The sequence below is a fragment of the Arthrobacter sp. RAF14 genome (genome assembly GCF_052114185.1).
Taxonomy (GTDB): Bacteria; Actinomycetota; Actinomycetes; order Actinomycetales; family Micrococcaceae; genus Arthrobacter_E.
On the sequence record NZ_JBFREG010000001.1, the window covers coordinates 497,720 to 514,820 of the forward strand.

Consider the following 17,101-nt stretch of genomic DNA (forward strand, 5'->3'; position numbering starts at 1 on the left):
GATCCGGGCCTTTCGTGTTTTCGAGGCAGGCTCAGCGGCCGGGCTCAGCCGCCGCGTGTGGCGCTCGGCTTCGGTGCCGGGGTGACCGCCGACGACGGCGCGGGGGAGCGCGGTGCTGTCGTCCCGGCCGGGCCGGGCAGCGTGGCCGCCGGCCCGGTGGCGCTCGGAGCGGGCGTCGCCGCTGAGTCCGGGGAACCGGGCGTGCTGCGCGGCGCGGTGACCCAGGGGCCGGGGTCCTCGGCCGGGGCCAGATCGACCGGAACCGTGGAGCCGTCGTAACTGAAGAACCGGACGTTCTCCAGTCTCGATCCATCCGGTCCGTAAACGAACAGCGGTCCGACCACCGAGCCGTTGTGGCACACCCCGTCGTAGACGGTGCACGGTCCGTTGGGCGTCGTGTACCCGGTGTACTCCTGCGTGCTGTTCGCGACTGCGATGGCCATGGGCACCATCACGAGCGAGGCGAGGACCGCACCCACGTTGACGATCGTGCGCAGGCGGGCCGGCCAGTGCCCCGGGCGGAGGACCTTGGTGCTCCAACTGACGCTCAGTACCACGCAGAGGATGAAGAACGCCCAGGTCAGCGGGCCGTGCGGGAAGACGAAGCGGGGGACGCCCGATCCCCAGGCCGTGGCGAAGATCTGGTAGACGGTCCAGGCGCGGACCACCCACCAGAGAGGACGCAGCAGGACCAGGAAGTCCCACGTGGCCCGGAGCGCCGGGTGGCGGTCGGCGGCGTCGCGGAGCCGGGTGAGCGCTTCCCGGTAGGAGGCCGAGAGGCTGAGGGCCGTGTGGGAGCGGCCCTCCGGTCGGGGCGGGAGACCGGCGGACGTCCGCAGCTCCGCCGCATACGCTGCCGGCGACTCGTGCGGCACCGTTCCGGACTCCCGGAACTGTTCCAGGAGGTCGGCGTCGAGGCCTTCGGTGAGTTCGTCGACGTCGTGCTTCGGCAGATCGCTGAGCTCGCGGCGCACGGCCGCGGCGTAGTCGCTGATGGCGACGGGGATGTCCGTGGTTCCTGTGGTGCTCATTCCGTCTCCTGGGTGGTTTCGGTGGTGCGAGGTCCGGGGAGCGGCGCTCCGGAGATGAGCAGGTCCATGCTGCGGGAGAAGTCCTGCCAGCCCTTGGCCTGGATGTCCAGGAGGGCCTTGCCCTGCGCATTGATGCCGTAATACTTACGGTGCGGTCCGCCGTCGGACGGCACCACGTAGCTGCTGAGCGCGCCCCCGTTGTAGAGGCGCCGCAATGTGCCGTAGACCGAGGCGTCCCCGACCTCTTCCAGGCCCGCGGCCCGGAGCCGTCGGACGACGTCGTAGCCGTAGCCGTCCTCGCGGTCCAGCACGGCCAGGACCGCGAGATCCAGCACGCCCTTGAGCAGCTGTGTCGATTCCACGGGTCCTCCTCTCCTGCTTGTCTCTTCCGCACACGACACTACTACGCAATACGCACTAGTCAAGAGTGCGGGGTAGTTCAGCAGCTCGCGAGGAGGCGCATAGCCGGCGCACAGGCTAGAATGTAACGATGAGATAACGCTCCCGACGGCTGGATAGGTATGCTCACCGCGACGATGAAGAACGCCCTGACAAGGCTCTCCGGAGGCTCGGCCCGCACGGCCGGCGCCTCGAGCCCTGGCTCGACCCCGGAATCGGGAGCGGCGCGGTCCTTCCGTCCGGAGATTCAGGGGCTCCGTGCTCTGGCGGTCCTCATGGTGGTCACGTACCACGTCTGGTTCGGCCGCGTGTCCGGCGGCGTCGACGCGTTCCTCCTGATCTCCGCGTTCCTGATGACGCTCCAGTTCACCCGGCGCTTCGAGCAGGGGCGCCGGGTCAGCCTGCCGAAGCACTACCTCCACGTCTTCCAGAGGCTTCTCCCGGCGGCCGTCCTGGTGATCGTGGTGGTTCTTCTGGCCGTCCGTTTCCTGGTCCCCGCCACCCGCTGGGCCGACATCATCGGGCAGGGTCTGGCCTCGCTCTTCTATGTCGAGAACTGGGCTCTTCAGGCGCAATCGGTGGACTATTACGCCGTGGACCATTCCCTGGCCAGCCCCTTCCAGCACTTCTGGTCGTTGTCCATCCAGGGCCAGATCTTCATCCTCTGGCCGCTGATCTTCGTGCTCTGCGCGGTGCTGGCACGCAGGTTCCGCTGGAACTACCGGGCCGTGCTCATCCCGGTCTTCTCCCTGGTGTTCATCGCGTCCTTCATCTTCTCGGTGCAGTACACCGCGAGCCACCAGACGCTCGCGTATTTCGACACCTTCGCCAGGATGTGGGAATTCGCGCTCGGCACCTTGCTGGCACTGGTCCTGCCGTACCTGAACTTTCCCCGGACGGTGAGGATCGTGCTGGGCTGGCTGGGTGTGGTGGCCATGCTGAGCTGCGGATTCATCCTCGACGTGCAGGGCGCCTTCCCGGGCTACGTCGCCCTGTGGCCGACGCTGGCCGTGTCCGCCGTTCTGGTCGCGGGCGCCACCGAGTCCCGCGTGGGGGTGGACCGGATTCTCAGTTCCAAGGCCCTGGCCCGGCTGGGCGGGAACTCCTACGCGCTGTACCTTTGGCACTGGCCGGTGCTGACGCTGGCCCTGGTGGTCGCGGACCGCGAGTCGGCGGGTTTCCTGCTGGGCCTGGGCATCATCGTGTTCTCGCTCGCGGCCGCGGTGCTCACCACGCGTTTCGTGGAGAAGCCGCTGCGCAGCTGGAGCTGGGTGGAGCGCCGGACCAGTAATGCGGTGGTCGCCACGGTGACGCTCGTGATGTGCGCGGCCGTGCCCCTGAGCGCGTGGCGGGTGGATTACAAGTCGAAGGCCATGACGCCCGTGAGCGTCTCCACCGTCACCAACCCGGGCGCCACGAGCCTGGAACCGGGCTACGTCCCCACGGAACAGGCCGCCACGGCTCTGGTTCCGCAGCCGGAGCGGGTGGGCAATGACTGGTCCACGCTGGACGGCAGCTGCGAGGGTGCCTTCCGTCCGAGCCAGGGCGACGAGGTCATCCGGAACTGCGCCATGCAGCCGGCCGAGGGCAAGGGCTCCAAAACCGTCCTGGTGGTGGGTCACTCCCACGCCCAGCAGATGCTCGCGGCCATCAAACCCCTCGCCACCCAGCAGAACTGGAACCTCATCGCCGACGTGAAGGGCGGATGCCCCTACTCGGCCGTAGAGCCCACGGGCAATGAGGAATGTGACTCCTTCAACGGGGATCTCCGGAAATACATCGCGGAGCTCAAGCCGGACCTGGTCATCACCATGGCCACGCAGTCCACGCCGGACTCGACGGACGAGCAGCTGAGCGTCGGCTTCGAGAGCACGGCCCGCGAACTCGGCGACCAGGGCATCAAGGTGCTCGGGCTGCGGGACAACCCCCGGTCCTCCAAGAACCTGGCGGAGTGCGCGCTGGTCAAGGGCGTGAACAGCCCCGGCTGCGTGATGCAGCGGGACCAGGTGCTCCCCGCGGTGCCTGCCTACGCCCCGCTGGAACCGGTCCTGAAGAACACCACGTTCATGGACCTGAGTGACTACATCTGCCTGCCCACCACGTGCCCGCCGGTGGTGGGGAACGTCCGCGTCTTCCTGGATTCGAACCATCTGACCGAGACGTTCCTGGACACGCTCGCGGCCCCCTTCGCCTCGGAGTTCACCCGGCTCATGAAGTGGTGAATGTCACGGCAGGCCGGAGGAACAGCGGCCCCGTGCTCCGCGTTTAGAATTAATCAACTACGCACGGACCAGACCCGTAATGACTGGCTGGTCATCTGTTGCACACCCACCCGGTATCCCCGAAAGAGGCGCACTCATGACCACCCCTGAACACGATCCGTTCGGCTTCGTAGGACTCACCTACGACGACGTCCTGCTCCTGCCCGGCCACACCGACGTCATCCCGTCGGACGCCGACACCTCCTCCCGCATCTCCAAGCGCATCACCGTGCAGACCCCGCTGCTCTCCGCCGCGATGGACACCGTGACCGAGTCCCGCATGGCCATCGCCATGGCGCGCCAGGGCGGCCTCGGCGTCATCCACCGCAACCTGTCCATCGCCGATCAGGCCGATCACGTGGACCGCGTGAAGCGCAGCGAATCCGGCATGATCACGAACCCGCTCGTGATCGGTCCGGACGCCACGCTCCTCGAGCTGGATCAGCTCTGTGCGCGCTACCGCGTCTCCGGCCTCCCCGTGGTCGACGCCGACAACCGCCTGCTCGGCATCATCACCAACCGCGACACCCGCTTCGTCCCGGAGAGTGAATACCCCAACCGCCTGGTGCGCGACGTCATGACCAAGATGCCGCTCATCACGGGCCGCGTGGGCATCAGCCGTGACGAGGCCTCCGACCTCCTGGCGAAGAACAAGATCGAGAAGCTCCCCCTCGTGGACGCCGACGGCCGTCTCCAGGGCCTCATCACCACCAAGGACTTCACCAAGGCCGAGCAGTACCCGCTGGCCACCAAGGACGAGGAGGGCCGCCTCCGCGTGGGCGCCGCCATCGGGTTCTTCGGTGACGGCTGGGAGCGCGCCATGACGCTGGTCGAGGCCGGGGTCGACGCGCTGTTCGTTGACACCGCGAACGGCCACTCCCAGGGTGTGCTGGACATGATCTCCCGCCTCAAGGCCGAGAAGTCCGCCGCGCACGTGGACATCATCGGCGGTCAGGCCGCCACCCGTGAGGGCGCCCAGGCTCTGATCGACGCCGGCGCCGACGGCATCAAGGTGGGCGTGGGCCCGGGCTCCATCTGCACCACCCGCGTGGTGGCCGGTGTGGGCGTTCCGCAGATCACCGCCATCTACGAATCCGCCAAGGCCGCCATCCCGGCCGGCGTCCCGCTGATCGCCGACGGCGGTCTGCAGTACTCGGGCGACATCGGCAAGGCGCTGGTCGCCGGCGCCGACACGGTCATGCTGGGATCGCTCCTGGCCGGCTGCGCCGAGTCCCCGGGCGACCTGATCTTCGTCAACGGCAAGCAGTACAAGAGCTATCGCGGCATGGGCTCCCTGGGCGCCATGCAGAGCCGTGGCAAGAACACCTCGTACTCCAAGGACCGTTACTTCCAGGCCGACGTCTCCGGCGATGACAAGCTGATCCCCGAGGGCATCGAAGGCCGCGTCGCGTACCGCGGTCCGCTGTCGTCTGTGGCCTACCAGCTCGTGGGCGGCCTCCGCCAGACCATGTTCTACGTGGGTTCCCCGAACATCGCGGAGCTCAAGGCCCGCGGCAAGTTCGTCCGCATCACCCCGGCGGGCCTCAAGGAGAGCCACCCGCACGACATCCAGATGACGGTCGAGGCTCCGAACTACACCTCGCGCTGAGTTCCCGTGCCGCGCTCAGCGGCACCTCTCGCTGAACGACGACGGCGGCGGGCCACCTGTGACGGTGACCCGCCGCCGTCGTCGTTCCCCTGCGAGGGCTGGCGGGCTACTTCTTCGCGGGCAGCTGCGGGTCCACGCCGAAGGTCTCCGCGAGCTTGGTGAGCACACCGTGGGCACCCTGCAGGCTCACGGAGGTGGCGAAGACGCGGTCGTCGGCCTTCAGGACCTGGCCCTTGAGCGACTTCCACAGGGGGTTGCTCAGGAACTTGTCCATCTGAGCGCGGGACTTGGCGCCTTCCGCGGTGTCCTGACCGAAGGCGGAGGTGATGATGAGTCCGGCGTCAGCCTGGGTGATCTTCTCCTGGCCGAGCTCCACCATGATCTTGTCCTGGGAGTCCGGCTGCCCGGCGGGGCGGGGAATGCCCGCATCCTTCATGATCTCGCCCAGGAAGGACGTGCTGGAGTACAGGCGGGCCGTGTCCTCACCGGCGAAACGGACGTAGGAGTACGTCAGCCCCGGCTTCTTGGCCAGGATGGCCGCGCCGACCTTCTTGGCCCGGTCCTGGTACTCCTTGATGAGCTGCTCCGCGAGGTCCTTCTTGCCGAGCGCGTCGCCGAGCATCACGATGTTCTGCTTCCACGTGGGGCCGGTGGACTTGGAGAAGATGGTCGGCGCGATCTTGGACAGCTGACCGTAGAGGGCCTCGTGGCGGACCTTGGCGGAGACGATGAGATCGGGCTGGGCCTCCAGGATCTTGTCCAGGCTCGGCTCGGCCAGGGCTCCGACGTTGACGGCGTTCTTGGTCAGCGCGGAGACGTCGCCCAGGTAGGACGGGAAGCTCTCGTCGCCCTTGCGGTACGTCGTGTAGGCGGCCACTTCGGCCCCGAGAGCGAGCGCGGCATCCGTGTAGCTCGCGTCGAGGGTGGCGACCCGCAGCGGCTTGCCCTCCAGGGTGGTCTTGCCCATGGCGTGCTCGATGGTCTTGGGGAACTGCCCGTCGCCGGCGGAGGACGGGGAGGGGGCCGCGCTCGTGGAGCCGCCGCAGGCGGTGAGGGCCAGGAGGGCCGTGGCAGCGGCGGCGCCGAAGGCCGCGCGGGTGAATCGGGTGCGGATCATGAGTGCTTTCACTTACTGAGGTGGGGGACGGGCGGCCGGAGCGCGCACGCCCGGACTAAGGCAAGGCTTGCTTTAGCCATGTTGCTAGACTGTAGCGGCACGCATCGATTACGTGCAATTTTCCTTGCGTATTACCCTTGGGGGTCTGCTGTGACTGCTGTGCTTCCCCGCGTGCCACTCGCGGAGGGACGACGACGGCGCGCGCCCGCCCGGGGCCTGGGCGCCGCGGTCGTGCTGCTGCTCGCCGCGCTGCTGGGCAGTGTGCTGATCGGCGGGCTCGAATCGAGCCTCGCGGACGTCTGGCACGCGCTGGCGACCCCCGACGGCTCCGTGGCGGATGTGGCCATCAGAGAGCTGCGCTGGCCCCGAACCCTCAACGGTCTGGTGGTCGGCGCGTGCCTGGGCATCGCGGGCTGCCTGACTCAAGCCCACACCCGGAACCCCATCGCAGACCCCGGACTCCTCGGAATCTACTCCGGCGCCGCGCTCGCCATCGTCGCCGGCTCCCTGCTCGGCGGCGACGCGCTGGAAGCCTCCGGTCCGCAGGCCGTGCTGGCGTTCGTGGGAGCCGTCGCAGCAAGTGCTCTCGTGTTCGCTGTCGGATCGGCCAGCCGGCACGGCGTCACGACCGTGACGCTCGTCCTCGCCGGTGCCGCCGTCACGGCGCTCGCCGGCGGGCTGGTCTCCGTCATCGTGCTGAGCAGTGACGCCGCTCTGGACACCTTGCGCTTCTGGCAGCTCGGCTCGATCGCCGTGCGGGGAGGCATGATCCCCGGGGTGCTGCCGTTCCTCGTGGTCGGCCTGCTGCTCGCGGCCCTGAACATCGGTTCGCTCAATGCCCTGGCCCTGGGGGAGGAGACCGCTGCCTCCCTCGGCGTCGATGTCCGGCGCTCCCGGACCGTCGGAGTGGCGGCGATCGCGGTGCTGGCCGCCGTCGCCGTGACTCTGGCGGGGCCCATCGCCTTCGCGGGACTTCTGGTACCGCACCTGGCCCGTCGTCTCGTGGGGCTCGACTACCGCTGGCAGGTCCCCTGCAGCGCCGTGCTCGGCGCCGCGGTGCTGCTTCTCGCCGACACGGCGGGGCGTGTCGTGGCGCGGCCCGGTGAACTCCCCGTGGGCGTCCTCCTCGCCGTGATCGGCGGACCCTTCTTCATTCACCTGGCCCGTCGGCGGAAGGTGGTGTCCCTGTGAGCGCCGCGGTGACCTCGCCCCGCCCTCGCCTGCGTCCCCGGGTGCTCCGGGCAGGCCAGGTCTCCTTCGTCCTCCGGCCGCGTGTGCTTCTGGTGGGGCTGCTCGCCGTGGCCGTGCTGCTCCTCGCGGTGCTCGCCCACCTCATGTTCGCGGGACGGCCGCTGTCGCTGGGCGACGTCCTCCGCGGCCTGACCACCCCGGCCGGGACGCCACCGCGTCTCACTCTGCAGGTGCAGGAGTTCCGTCTGCCGCGGACCGTCGCCGGGGCCCTGGCGGGCGCCTGCCTGGCCGTGTCCGGCGCGCTCACGCAGAATGTCGCGCGCAATCCGCTGGCGACGCCCGAAATCCTCGGCGTGACCTCCGGAGCCTCCCTGGGCGCGGTCTCCGTCCTGGTGCTCGCCGGTGGCGGGGCCGGTGGACTGAGCGGCGTGGCTGCGGCATTGGGTCTGCCGCTCGCGGCCGCCGCCGGGGCCGTGCTCTTCGGGGGGCCGTGTTCCTCCTGGCATTCCGCCGCAGTCAGGACCTTCTGGACAGCAACCGGATGGTGCTGGTCGGTCTGGGCGCCACGGCCGTCGCCACGAGCCTGGTGACCTGGATGCTGACGCTGGGGGACGTGAGCAATGCGGCTCAGGCCCTGACGTGGATGAGTGGCTCGCTCAACGGCCGGGACTGGGACGCGGTGATCCCCGTCCTCGCCGTCGCGCTTCCGTTGCTACTGCTCAGCGCCATGGCGGGCCGCTGGCTCCTGCTGGGGTCCTTCGACGACAACACGGCACGGAGCCTCGGGCTGCCGCTGCGCGTCACCCGCCCCGCTCTCCTGCTGCTGGCCGTGCTGCTGGCGGCCGCGGGCACGGTTCTTGCCGGGCCCGTGGCGTTCGTGGCGCTCGTCTGCCCGCTCGCCGCACGCCACGTGGCCGGCGCCGTGGTGCCCCCGCTGGGAGTGACCGCGCTCCTGGGGGCCGCGTTCGTCGTCGTCGCCGATCTGGTGGCCGGCTTCCTGCTTCCGCATGCCCTCCCGGTGGGCGTGCTCACGACCGTTCTCGGCGCCCCGGTGCTCATCGCCCTGGTGCTCCGCTCACAGAGGAGGACCTCATGACCCACTCCATCCTGGCCGCCGAGCGGCTGAGCCTGGGTTTCGAGGGACGGACCGTGGTGGAGGAGCTGAGCCTGCAGTTCGAGCAGGGGAGCGTCACCACCATCATCGGGCCGAACGGCTGCGGCAAGTCGACGCTGCTCAAAGGCCTTTCCCGGCTGCTGAAGCCCACCGCCGGACGGGTGCTCCTGGAGGGCCGCGACGTCCTGTCGTTCTCGCAGCGGGAGCTCGCCCGGCGCGTGGCGGTCCTGCCGCAGACGCCGCAGGCGCCTTCAGGGCTCACCGTCACCGAGCTCGTCACCCGCGGCCGTCATCCCCGGCAGAAGTGGTACCAGCAGTTCTCGGCGGGGGACGAGGCGGCCGTGGCTGCGGCCCTCGCGGCCACCGACATCACGGATCTGGCGGACATGGCGCTCGACGATCTCTCGGGCGGACAGCGGCAGCGGGCCTGGATCTCCCTGGCGCTGGCCCAGGAGAGCGACATCCTCCTGCTCGACGAACCGACCACCTACCTGGACCTGGCGCATCAGGTGGAGGTGCTGGAACTCGTGCGGCGGCTCAACCGCGAACTGGGCCGGACCGTGGTCATGGTGCTGCACGACATCTCGCTGGCCGCACGGTACTCGGACCGGATCGTCGCCCTCAGGGGCGGCCGCGTCGAGGCGCAGGGCGAGCCGGTGGACGTCGTCACACCGGAACTGCTGTGGTCCGTCTTCGGATTGCGGGCGCAGGTGGTGCCGGAGCCATCCGAAGGCCGGCCGCATGTCATCCCACTCGGCGCCGGCGCGGACGACGCCTCGCGTCTCGGGGCGGCCTGACACTCCCGGTCTGAGACCGCCGGCTCAGGACTCCGTCGTGGAGAGTGCGCTCTGCAGGACCTCGCGGTGGATCTTCGCGGCGTCCTCATGCATGCGGACCCCTGCGTCGGTGAGCCCGACCACGAGCGAGCGCCGGTCCTCGCTGCAAGCCGAGCGGTGGACGTAGCCGGCCTTCTCGAGCCGGTCGACGATCTTGCTCAGGGCGCTCTGCGTCATGGGGGAGACCTGGGTGAGGTCCTTCATGCGGCACTCGGCATCGCCGTATTCGGCGAGGAGGTCCAGGGTCTCGAAGTCGTTGAGCCCGATCCCGAAGTGCGAGGCCAGCTCGCGGTCCAGGGTGTTGGAGGTCTTGAGGTAGCAGCTCTGCACGGAGCGCCATTGCTCCACCAGTGCCGCGGCGTCTGTAGTTGACATGCCGCCATTTTAGTCCATGACGGAATATTTTTCCATGGAAACATTTTCCTTGTCATTCGATGATGCGTCATATAAGTTGTTGCCATGGATTCAGGAAGCACACTGACCGCAGCCCCCGTGACAGGGGCCGGCCCCCGGACCTCCCCGGCGCCCGGCCTGGCCGTCTCCGACCTTCTCTGGAGCCGCCGCACCTGGCTGCTCCTCGTGACCCTTTGCATCGTCCTGGCTCTCGACGGCCTGGATGTCTCCATGGTGGGCGTCGCCCTTCCGTCCATCGGCCAGGAACTCGGCCTCGGCACGGGCGCCCTCCAGTGGATCGTCTCGGCATACGTCCTCGGCTATGGAGCCCTGCTGCTGCTCGGCGGTCGCATGGCCGATCTGCTCGGCCGGCGCCGGGTGTTCCTGGTGGCCCTGAGCGTCTTCGCCCTGGCTTCCTTGCTGGGCGGACTGGTCAGCGATCCCACGCTGCTGATCGCCACCCGGTTCATCAAGGGACTGGCCGCCGCGTTCACCGCCCCGGCCGGGTTCTCCATCATCACCACCAACTTCGTGGAAGGTCCCGCCCGCAACAAGGCGATCTCCATCTACGCCACCTTCGGCGCGAGCGGTTACTCGCTGGGCCTCGTGGTGGGCGGCTTCATGACCGAACTGAGCTGGCGCTGGACTTTCCTGGTCTCTGTCCCGGTCGCAGCGGTGGTTCTGCTCATGGCCCTGCGGTTCATCCCGCGTGACCGTCCTGCGGCCGAAGGCGGACACGACATCTGGGGCGCCCTCACGCTGGCCGTCGGCATGCTCGGCCTCGTGTTCACCGTGGTCCAGGCGCCCGATTCCGGCTGGACCTCGCCGTTCACCATCGGTGGTTTCGTCCTCTCCGCCGTGATCCTGGCGCTGTTCGGACTCATCGAGACCCGCACGCGGCACCCCCTCATCCGCTTCGGCATCCTCAGGGAGGGCTGGGTGGCACGTGCCAACCTCGCCGCCGTCGCGCTCTTCGGCTCCTACCTGAGCTTCCAGTTCATCGTCACGCTGTTCCTGCAGTCAGTTCTCGGCTGGGCACCGCTGTCGATGGCACTGGCCTTGCTGCCCGCCGGGCTGCTGGTGGTCAGCAGCGCGCCGTTCGCGGACAAGCTGATCGACCGCTTCGGAGCCACGCGGCTGATCGTGGTGGGTTTGACGGCGCTGACAGCCGGGTACGCCTGGTTCCTGCGCATCGGCCCGGACATCAACTACGTGGTGGACGTCCTGCCCTCGGTCCTGCTGCTGGGCATCGGTTTCGCGCTCGGCTTCCCGGCCATCAACGTGCAGGCGACGTCGGGCATCCACGACGACGAGCAGGGCCTCGCCGCCGGTCTCATCCAGTCGAGCACCCAGGTGGGTGCGGCACTCGTGCTCGCCGTGACGACGGCGATCGTCACCTCGGGCTCGCACGGCGGGTCTCCCACCCACGACGCCGCAGCCATGCTCGCCCAGTTCCGCCCGGGACTCGTGCTCAGCATGGTGATCGCGGTGGTGGGTCTCGCCATCGCCTTGGCCCCGCAGCGCCGGCGGTCACGCGTCTGATCCACCCGCGAGCCACGCGAAGTCACAGTTGGTGCCCCCAAATCCGAGGTTTGGGGGCACCAACTGTGACTTCGCGTCGGGGGTGGCCCGGGGAGGTGCCGCTCAGAGGGGGCCGTAGCTCGCGTTGCCCACTGGGTCACGCCACGTGATCAGGTCCTGTTCCAGCAGGGAGCGGAGTTCCGGGTTGGCGGTGGCCCGCTTCCGGAAGGATTCCCGTGCACGGCCCATGACCGTCGAGGGGACCACGATGCCGGCGACGAGGAGCAGCACGAACAGGACGTAGGCGCCTGCCAGTCCCGCCGCGGTGGTGGCGCCACGTGACGCGATCCCCGGTGCCATCGCGACGAGGATCCCGCCCAGAACAAGGGCCAGGAATCCAGCCATCAGGAGGCCTCCGCGGGCGGATCCCGGGCCCCGGGAGATCAGGGTTCGCGACGTGTCAGGCAGCGTCGAACGGACCCGCCGGCCGAAGGCGAGCCCCAGGCCCAGCAGGACGAAGCCCAGGAGGCCGAGCACCAGCACGGCGGCCGCGGCGCCCGTCATGACCGTGATGAACGCGCCGGCGAGGACGAGGACGGGCCCCATGCCGATCGCACTGCTCCAGGCCGCGGCCAGAGTTCCCTGGGTGTCGGCCAGCTGCCGGAGACGGGACGGGGCGTTCGGCGGGCTGACCCGGGCGAGCTCCGGATCCAGCCAGTGGTCCAGTGGATGGGAGGGCTGCGGAAGCGGGGCGGGGTGAACGGCGGCCATCAGGCGCCGGATCCCGGAACGTTCGCGGCGCAGGTCCGAGCGGACACGGCCAAGGGCTGGTGTCCGGCGACGGGTTCGTCCCCGGAAGCGGGGTGTGGGCGGGTCACTTCGGTCTGCATGGTCATCTTCACCTTGTCCTGAGTGCGTCTCCGTTCAGTCTAGGAATGAGCCGCCCATCCGTGGGGTCGGGTCCACAGCGCCGGGCGCCGTTCGCTCCCGACGCCCGCCTGCGCCCGGGTGTGCGGCGATGGCTTCGAACGTGACATGAATCGTTCGACGCCGACGAGAACAGTGCCGTCCCGACCAGGCACGCTGTTAGTGTGAGGGCATGTCACTCACGGTGTGGATCACGGCTGCCGAACCCCTCTCCGCAACGACTGACCGGACGGGCATCCGGCGGGGCGAGGCACGCCGGTGACGGCGCACAGCCTGCCCCCGGGAGGCGGCTACACCGCCGGGTCCATCACCCAGAACGTGTCCGGCCCCCTGACCCGCTCCGCCATCTTCCTGGTGCTGTCCGTCGCGGACGAGCCCGGAGCGCTCGACACCGTCCGGGATGTCCTCTCGGATCTGGACGGGCTGGTCAAGACCGTGGGATTCCGTGATCTGAACGGACGCCTGTCCTGCACGGTAGGAGTCGGGGACCGTATCTGGGAACCGCTGTCCGGACTGGGCAAGCCCGCGGAGCTCCAGCCGTTCCGGGAGATCGTGGGCAGCACCCACACCGCAGTCTCCACGCCGGGTGATCTGCTCTTCCATATCCGGTCCGACCGCCAGGATCTCTGCTTCGAGCTGGAGCGGCTGCTGCTCGCCGCCCTCGGAACCTCGGTCAGCACGGTGGACGAGGTGTCGGGGTTCCGGTACTTCGACGCCCGTGACCTGCTCGGTTTCATCGACGGCACCGCCAACCCCGTAGGGCCGGACCTTCCCGAGTCCGCGCTCGTGGGGGAGGAGGACCCGGATTTCGCCGGCGGCAGCTATGTGGTGGTCCAGAAGTATCTCCACCCGATCAGCGCCTGGCAGCGACTCACTACGGAACAGCAGGAAGCGATCATCGGCCGGACCAAGGCCGACAACGTCGAACTGGACGACGCCGTGCACGGCCAGAAGTCCCATAAGACCCTCGCCACCATCACCGATGAGAACGGCGAGCATGACATCGTCCGGGACAACATGCCGTTCGGCACCCCCGGCTCCGGCGCGTTCGGCACCTACTTCATCGGGTACTCCCGGCACCTCTGGGTGATCGAGAGGATGCTCGAGCGCATGTTCATCGGCGACCCGCCCGGTCTGCATGACCGGCTGCTGGACTTTTCGACGGCGGAGACCGGCACCACCTTCTTCGTCCCCACCGGTGACATGCTGGCTGCCCTCGATGACACCGCGGCTGCTGCGGCGTCCGCGGCTCCGCCCGCCGAGGAGAACGTCCCCACGGAGGCTGAACCCGCCGTCGTCGGGCACCCGGCGAGTGTGCAGGACGCCGCACCCGTGCAGGCCGCCGGTTCCCTGGGGATCGGATCGCTGAAGAACGTCCCCACACCCTGACCGTCCTGCCCTGAACCTCTTGCCTGAGCACGCCCGTCGAAAGGACCAGCCATGAACCACCTGCTGCGCGAACACGCTCCGATCACCCGCGACACCTGGGCGATGATCGATGACGAGGCGAAGACGCGGCTGTCCGCGGCCCTGGGCGCCCGGCGTCTGGTCGACTTCGCCGGTCCGCTGGGCTGGCAGCACTCCGCGACCTCGACCGGTCGAGTGGGTCCCGTGGTGTCGGCTCCGGCCGAGGGAGTGATCGCCCGTCCGCGGAAGGTCCTGCCGCTGGCCGAGGTCCGCGCCTCGTTCTCGATGTCCCGGGAAGAGCTCGACGCCGCCACCCGCGGAGCAGTCGACGTGGACTTCGCGACCCTGGACGCCGCGGCCCGCAAGATCGCCGAAGTGGAGAACTCCGCTGTCTTCGACGGCTGGGACGAACTCGGCATGACGGGCATCGCGGCGGCTTCGCCGCACACCCCGATCCAGACCGGCGATGACCCCCGCCGCCTGGCGGTCCATGTCGCCGCGGCGGTGGCCGCGCTCAAGAACTCCGGGATCGGAGGCCCCTACGGCCTCGCCCTCGGCTACGACGCCTGGGTGAATGCGACCGGCGGCAACGACATGGGCGGTTCGCCGCTCCTCACCCACCTGCAGCGCATCCTGGAAGGCCCCGTCCAGTGGACCCCGGGCATCAACTCCTCCGTGGTGCTGAGCCTGCGGGGCGGGGACTTCATCCTGGAGAGCGGCGAGGATCTGGCGGTCGGCTATGCGGACCACTCCGCCGGGAGCGTGGAGCTGTACCTCCAGGAGACCTTCAGCTTCCGTGTCGCGACTCCTGAGGCCGCGATCGTCCTCGCCTGAGCGACGCAATCCGTCAGGAACCCGCTTCACGATAGAGTTGAACCCGTGACTTACGAGATTGAGATTGGCCGTGGGAAGCGCGGACGCCGTGCGTATGGACTCGATGACATCGCGATCATCCCCAACCGCCGGACCCGTGACCCGCAGGACGTGAGCGTGTCCTGGCAGATCGACGCCTACAAGTTCGACATGCCGGTGATCGCCGCCCCCATGGACTCGGTCATGTCCCCGACCACGGCCATCCGTCTCGGTGAGCTCGGTGGCCTCGGCGTGCTGGACCTGGAGGGCCTCTGGACCCGCTTCGAGGATCCGCAGGCTCAGTTGGACCGCATCGCCGAGCTGCAACAGGAGTCCCCGAGTGAGCTGGTGACCCGGACTCTTCAGGAGATCTACCAGGCGCCCATCCAGGCCGAACTCATCACCCAGCGTCTTGCGGAGATCCGCGCCGCCGGCGTCACGGTGGCGGGTTCCCTCACGCCGCAGCGCACGCAGGAGTTCTACAAGACGGTCGTGGCCGCCGGCGTCGACATCTTCGTGATCCGCGGCACCACCGTCTCCGCCGAGCACGTCTCCAAGACCACGGAGCCGCTCAACCTCAAGCAGTTCATCTATGAACTCGACGTCCCCGTGATCGTGGGCGGCGCCGCCGGGTACACCCCGGCGCTGCACCTCATGCGCACCGGTGCGGCCGGCGTCCTCGTGGGCTTCGGTGGCGGCGCCACCACCACGACGCGCCGCGCCCTCGGCATCCACTCCCCGCTGGCCTCGGCCATCTCGGACGTCGCCGCCGCGCGCCGCGACTACCTGGACGAGTCCGGCGGGCGCTACGTGCACGTGATCGCCGACGGCGGCATGGGCACCTCGGGGGACATCGTGAAGGCCATCGCCATGGGCGCCGACGCCGTGATGCTGGGTTCCGCTCTGGCACGCGCCGAGGAAGCCCCGGGCAAGGGCTGGCACTGGGGCGCCGAGGCGCACCACCCGGAGATCCCGCGCGGCGACCGCGTCCAGATGGGCACCGTCGGACCGATGGAGGAGGTCCTCTTCGGGCCGGGCCACCACACCGACGGCACGTCCAACCTGATCGGCGCGCTGCGCCGGTCGATGGCGACCACGGGCTACTCGGACCTCAAGGAGTTCCAGCGCGTGGACGTCGTGGTGCGCCCGCGGCACTGAGCCGTCCCGCACCCGCTGACACGCACGACGACGGCGCGGCCTCCCGAGTGGGGGCCGCGCCGTCGTCGTTTCGGCAGCGCCGCTTCAGCCGGCGTGCGCTGAGTCCGCTATCGAGGTGGTGCTCCAGCCGGAGTTCGGAGCGCTCCTCGGGTCCGCTCTGCCCCCAGCTGCGCGCCACCAGTCTGCGGACCGGGATCTCTTCGAGGATTTCGCACGCGGCGCGGATCTCCTTCCCCGCCTGCACGACCATCACATGATGGATCTCGCCGACACCGTCCTGGGGCGGAACCGAATACCCGCTGACGGCGCCGGGGACGAGCGACGGAGCCAAACCGGTTCACCGTCGTTCATGACGGAATCGTGACCGCGAGGATTTCCACATGGTTACTTTGGGGGAGTACTTTCCTCAGATATCGCACGTTCCTTGGGGGATCGAGTCATGACGTTTTTTCACGCACGGAATCACCGGGCATTCCGTAGTTCCGCGGGGTCGACCCGTGTCGCCGCTCTCATCATCGGAGCAGCGGTGTTCCTGACGGGGTGTTCCAGTGTGGTCGTCAAGACGGGCGGAGCATCGCCGACCACGACGGCGCCCACGGTCGCCTGCCCTAGTCCCGAGCCCACGGTCACGGTGACCGAGACCGCGGGCGTCGAGCCGTCGGCGTCGAGCACCGGATCGGCCCCGGCCGTGGCTTGCCCGACGGCGACGGAGACCGTCACGGTCGCGCTGTACCGCTCCGGCGAGGGCTGCAAGAAGGCCGGCGAGAAGTACCTCGCCGTGGAACCCGCGCTGCTGTGTTTCAAGGACAAAGCCGGCAAGGCCCTGTGGATGACCGCGGCCCAGGTCCGTCAAACGCAGGCCGAGATCGCGAAGGCGAAGGCCGTGGCCGAGGTGGCGCGCAAGAAGGCTCAGGAAGCGGCACGTCAGAAGGCTGCCGCCGCAGAGCTGGAGAAGGCCGCTGCGGAGGCGGCCCGGCAGGCCGCAGCGGAAGCACAGAAGGCTCAGGCCCCGGCGGAGCAGACGCCCCGCCGTTTCGTACCGGAGGTCCCGCAGAACAATCCGGCCCCGGCGGACCCGGGCTCCGTCTACTACGCGAACTGCGCGGCGGTCAGGGCTGCGGGAGCGGCCCCGATTCGCATCGGCCAGCCGGGCTACAGCCCGAAGCTGGACCGGGACGGCGACGGCGTCGGCTGCGAATAGCGCACTTTCCCGGCCGACGACGGCGCGGCCTCTCTCCGGAGGGCCGCGCCGTCGTCGTCAGGTCGGTTCCCGGTGCTTCCGTTG

At 69.1% G+C, this 17,101-nt stretch carries 16 protein-coding genes; 11 read left to right on the forward strand and 5 right to left on the reverse strand.

Annotated elements, in window-relative coordinates:
* Nucleotides 1–44: 44 nt before the first annotated feature.
* Both AB4Y75_RS02400 and AB4Y75_RS02405 read right to left on the reverse strand, forming a co-directional pair.
* The gene (locus AB4Y75_RS02400; protein ID WP_441434292.1) at nucleotides 45–1,031 is read right to left on the reverse strand and encodes a hypothetical protein; all 987 of its coding nucleotides are present in this window, start codon (nucleotides 1,029–1,031) and stop codon (nucleotides 45–47) included.
* A complete protein-coding gene (locus AB4Y75_RS02405; RefSeq protein WP_441434293.1) occupies nucleotides 1,028–1,393 on the reverse strand; it encodes a PadR family transcriptional regulator in 366 nt (121 codons plus the stop codon). Before AB4Y75_RS02405 ends, AB4Y75_RS02400 begins: the two co-directional genes overlap by 4 nt.
* Nucleotides 1,394–1,552: 159 nt before the next feature.
* Here AB4Y75_RS02405 and AB4Y75_RS02410 point away from each other — a divergent pair, with 159 nt between their 5' ends.
* Both AB4Y75_RS02410 and guaB read left to right on the forward strand, forming a co-directional pair.
* Entirely contained in the window at nucleotides 1,553–3,652 is a 2,100-nt protein-coding gene (locus AB4Y75_RS02410; protein ID WP_441434294.1) for an acyltransferase family protein, read from the forward strand.
* A 136-nt stretch (nucleotides 3,653–3,788) separates the two neighbouring features.
* Nucleotides 3,789–5,300 (forward strand): IMP dehydrogenase, encoded by a 1,512-nt coding sequence (guaB, locus tag AB4Y75_RS02415; RefSeq protein ID WP_307497721.1) that lies wholly within the window; start codon nucleotides 3,789–3,791, stop codon nucleotides 5,298–5,300.
* Nucleotides 5,301–5,406: 106 nt separating this feature from the next.
* Here the strand turns inward: guaB and AB4Y75_RS02420 are convergent, their stop codons facing one another.
* A complete protein-coding gene (locus tag AB4Y75_RS02420) occupies nucleotides 5,407–6,417 on the reverse strand; it encodes an ABC transporter substrate-binding protein (protein WP_441434295.1) in 1,011 nt (336 codons plus the stop codon).
* Between the two features lie 150 nt (nucleotides 6,418–6,567).
* On the opposite strand from AB4Y75_RS02420, the gene AB4Y75_RS02425 reads away from it, so the two are divergent.
* Genes AB4Y75_RS02425 through AB4Y75_RS02440 form a run of 4 tightly spaced genes read left to right on the forward strand, consistent with a single transcriptional unit; the run spans nucleotide 6,568 to nucleotide 9,519 of the window.
* Nucleotides 6,568–7,608, forward strand: coding sequence for a FecCD family ABC transporter permease (locus tag AB4Y75_RS02425; protein ID WP_441434296.1), 1,041 nt, complete (start codon nucleotides 6,568–6,570; stop codon nucleotides 7,606–7,608).
* Entirely contained in the window at nucleotides 7,605–8,198 is a 594-nt protein-coding gene (locus AB4Y75_RS02430) for an iron chelate uptake ABC transporter family permease subunit (protein ID WP_441434297.1), read from the forward strand. Before AB4Y75_RS02425 ends, AB4Y75_RS02430 begins: the two co-directional genes overlap by 4 nt.
* On the forward strand, nucleotides 8,099–8,704 hold the full coding sequence (locus AB4Y75_RS02435) for an iron chelate uptake ABC transporter family permease subunit (RefSeq protein WP_441434298.1): 606 nt from the start codon (nucleotides 8,099–8,101) through the stop codon (nucleotides 8,702–8,704). The genes AB4Y75_RS02430 and AB4Y75_RS02435 overlap by 100 nt, the downstream gene beginning before the upstream one ends.
* Complete coding sequence (locus AB4Y75_RS02440) at nucleotides 8,701–9,519, forward strand: ABC transporter ATP-binding protein (protein ID WP_441434299.1); 819 nt, start codon at nucleotides 8,701–8,703, stop codon at nucleotides 9,517–9,519. Before AB4Y75_RS02435 ends, AB4Y75_RS02440 begins: the two co-directional genes overlap by 4 nt.
* A 24-nt stretch (nucleotides 9,520–9,543) precedes the next feature.
* Here the strand turns inward: AB4Y75_RS02440 and AB4Y75_RS02445 are convergent, their stop codons facing one another.
* A complete protein-coding gene (locus tag AB4Y75_RS02445) occupies nucleotides 9,544–9,933 on the reverse strand; it encodes a MarR family winged helix-turn-helix transcriptional regulator (protein ID WP_441434300.1) in 390 nt (129 codons plus the stop codon).
* A gap of 84 nt (nucleotides 9,934–10,017) precedes the next feature.
* Between AB4Y75_RS02445 and AB4Y75_RS02450 the strand changes: the two genes are divergently transcribed.
* A complete protein-coding gene (locus AB4Y75_RS02450) occupies nucleotides 10,018–11,493 on the forward strand; it encodes an MFS transporter (protein ID WP_441434301.1) in 1,476 nt (491 codons plus the stop codon).
* A 102-nt stretch (nucleotides 11,494–11,595) separates the two neighbouring features.
* On the opposite strand, the gene AB4Y75_RS02455 is transcribed toward AB4Y75_RS02450, so the two are convergent.
* Nucleotides 11,596–12,243: a hypothetical protein gene (locus AB4Y75_RS02455; RefSeq protein WP_441434302.1), complete on the reverse strand. Its 648-nt coding sequence runs from the start codon at nucleotides 12,241–12,243 to the stop codon at nucleotides 11,596–11,598.
* A 414-nt stretch (nucleotides 12,244–12,657) separates the two neighbouring features.
* Between AB4Y75_RS02455 and AB4Y75_RS02460 the strand changes: the two genes are divergently transcribed.
* From AB4Y75_RS02460 to AB4Y75_RS02475, 4 genes are all read left to right on the forward strand, one after another.
* Nucleotides 12,658–13,788, forward strand: coding sequence for a Dyp-type peroxidase (locus AB4Y75_RS02460; RefSeq protein ID WP_441434303.1), 1,131 nt, complete (start codon nucleotides 12,658–12,660; stop codon nucleotides 13,786–13,788).
* 51 nt (nucleotides 13,789–13,839) lie between these two features.
* The gene (locus tag AB4Y75_RS02465) at nucleotides 13,840–14,640 is read left to right on the forward strand and encodes a family 1 encapsulin nanocompartment shell protein (RefSeq protein ID WP_441434304.1); all 801 of its coding nucleotides are present in this window, start codon (nucleotides 13,840–13,842) and stop codon (nucleotides 14,638–14,640) included.
* A 45-nt stretch (nucleotides 14,641–14,685) separates the two neighbouring features.
* Entirely contained in the window at nucleotides 14,686–15,816 is a 1,131-nt protein-coding gene (locus AB4Y75_RS02470) for a GuaB3 family IMP dehydrogenase-related protein (protein ID WP_066211386.1), read from the forward strand.
* Between the two features lie 439 nt (nucleotides 15,817–16,255).
* Entirely contained in the window at nucleotides 16,256–17,017 is a 762-nt protein-coding gene (locus tag AB4Y75_RS02475) for an excalibur calcium-binding domain-containing protein (protein WP_441434305.1), read from the forward strand.
* Nucleotides 17,018–17,101: the final 84 nt, after the last annotated feature.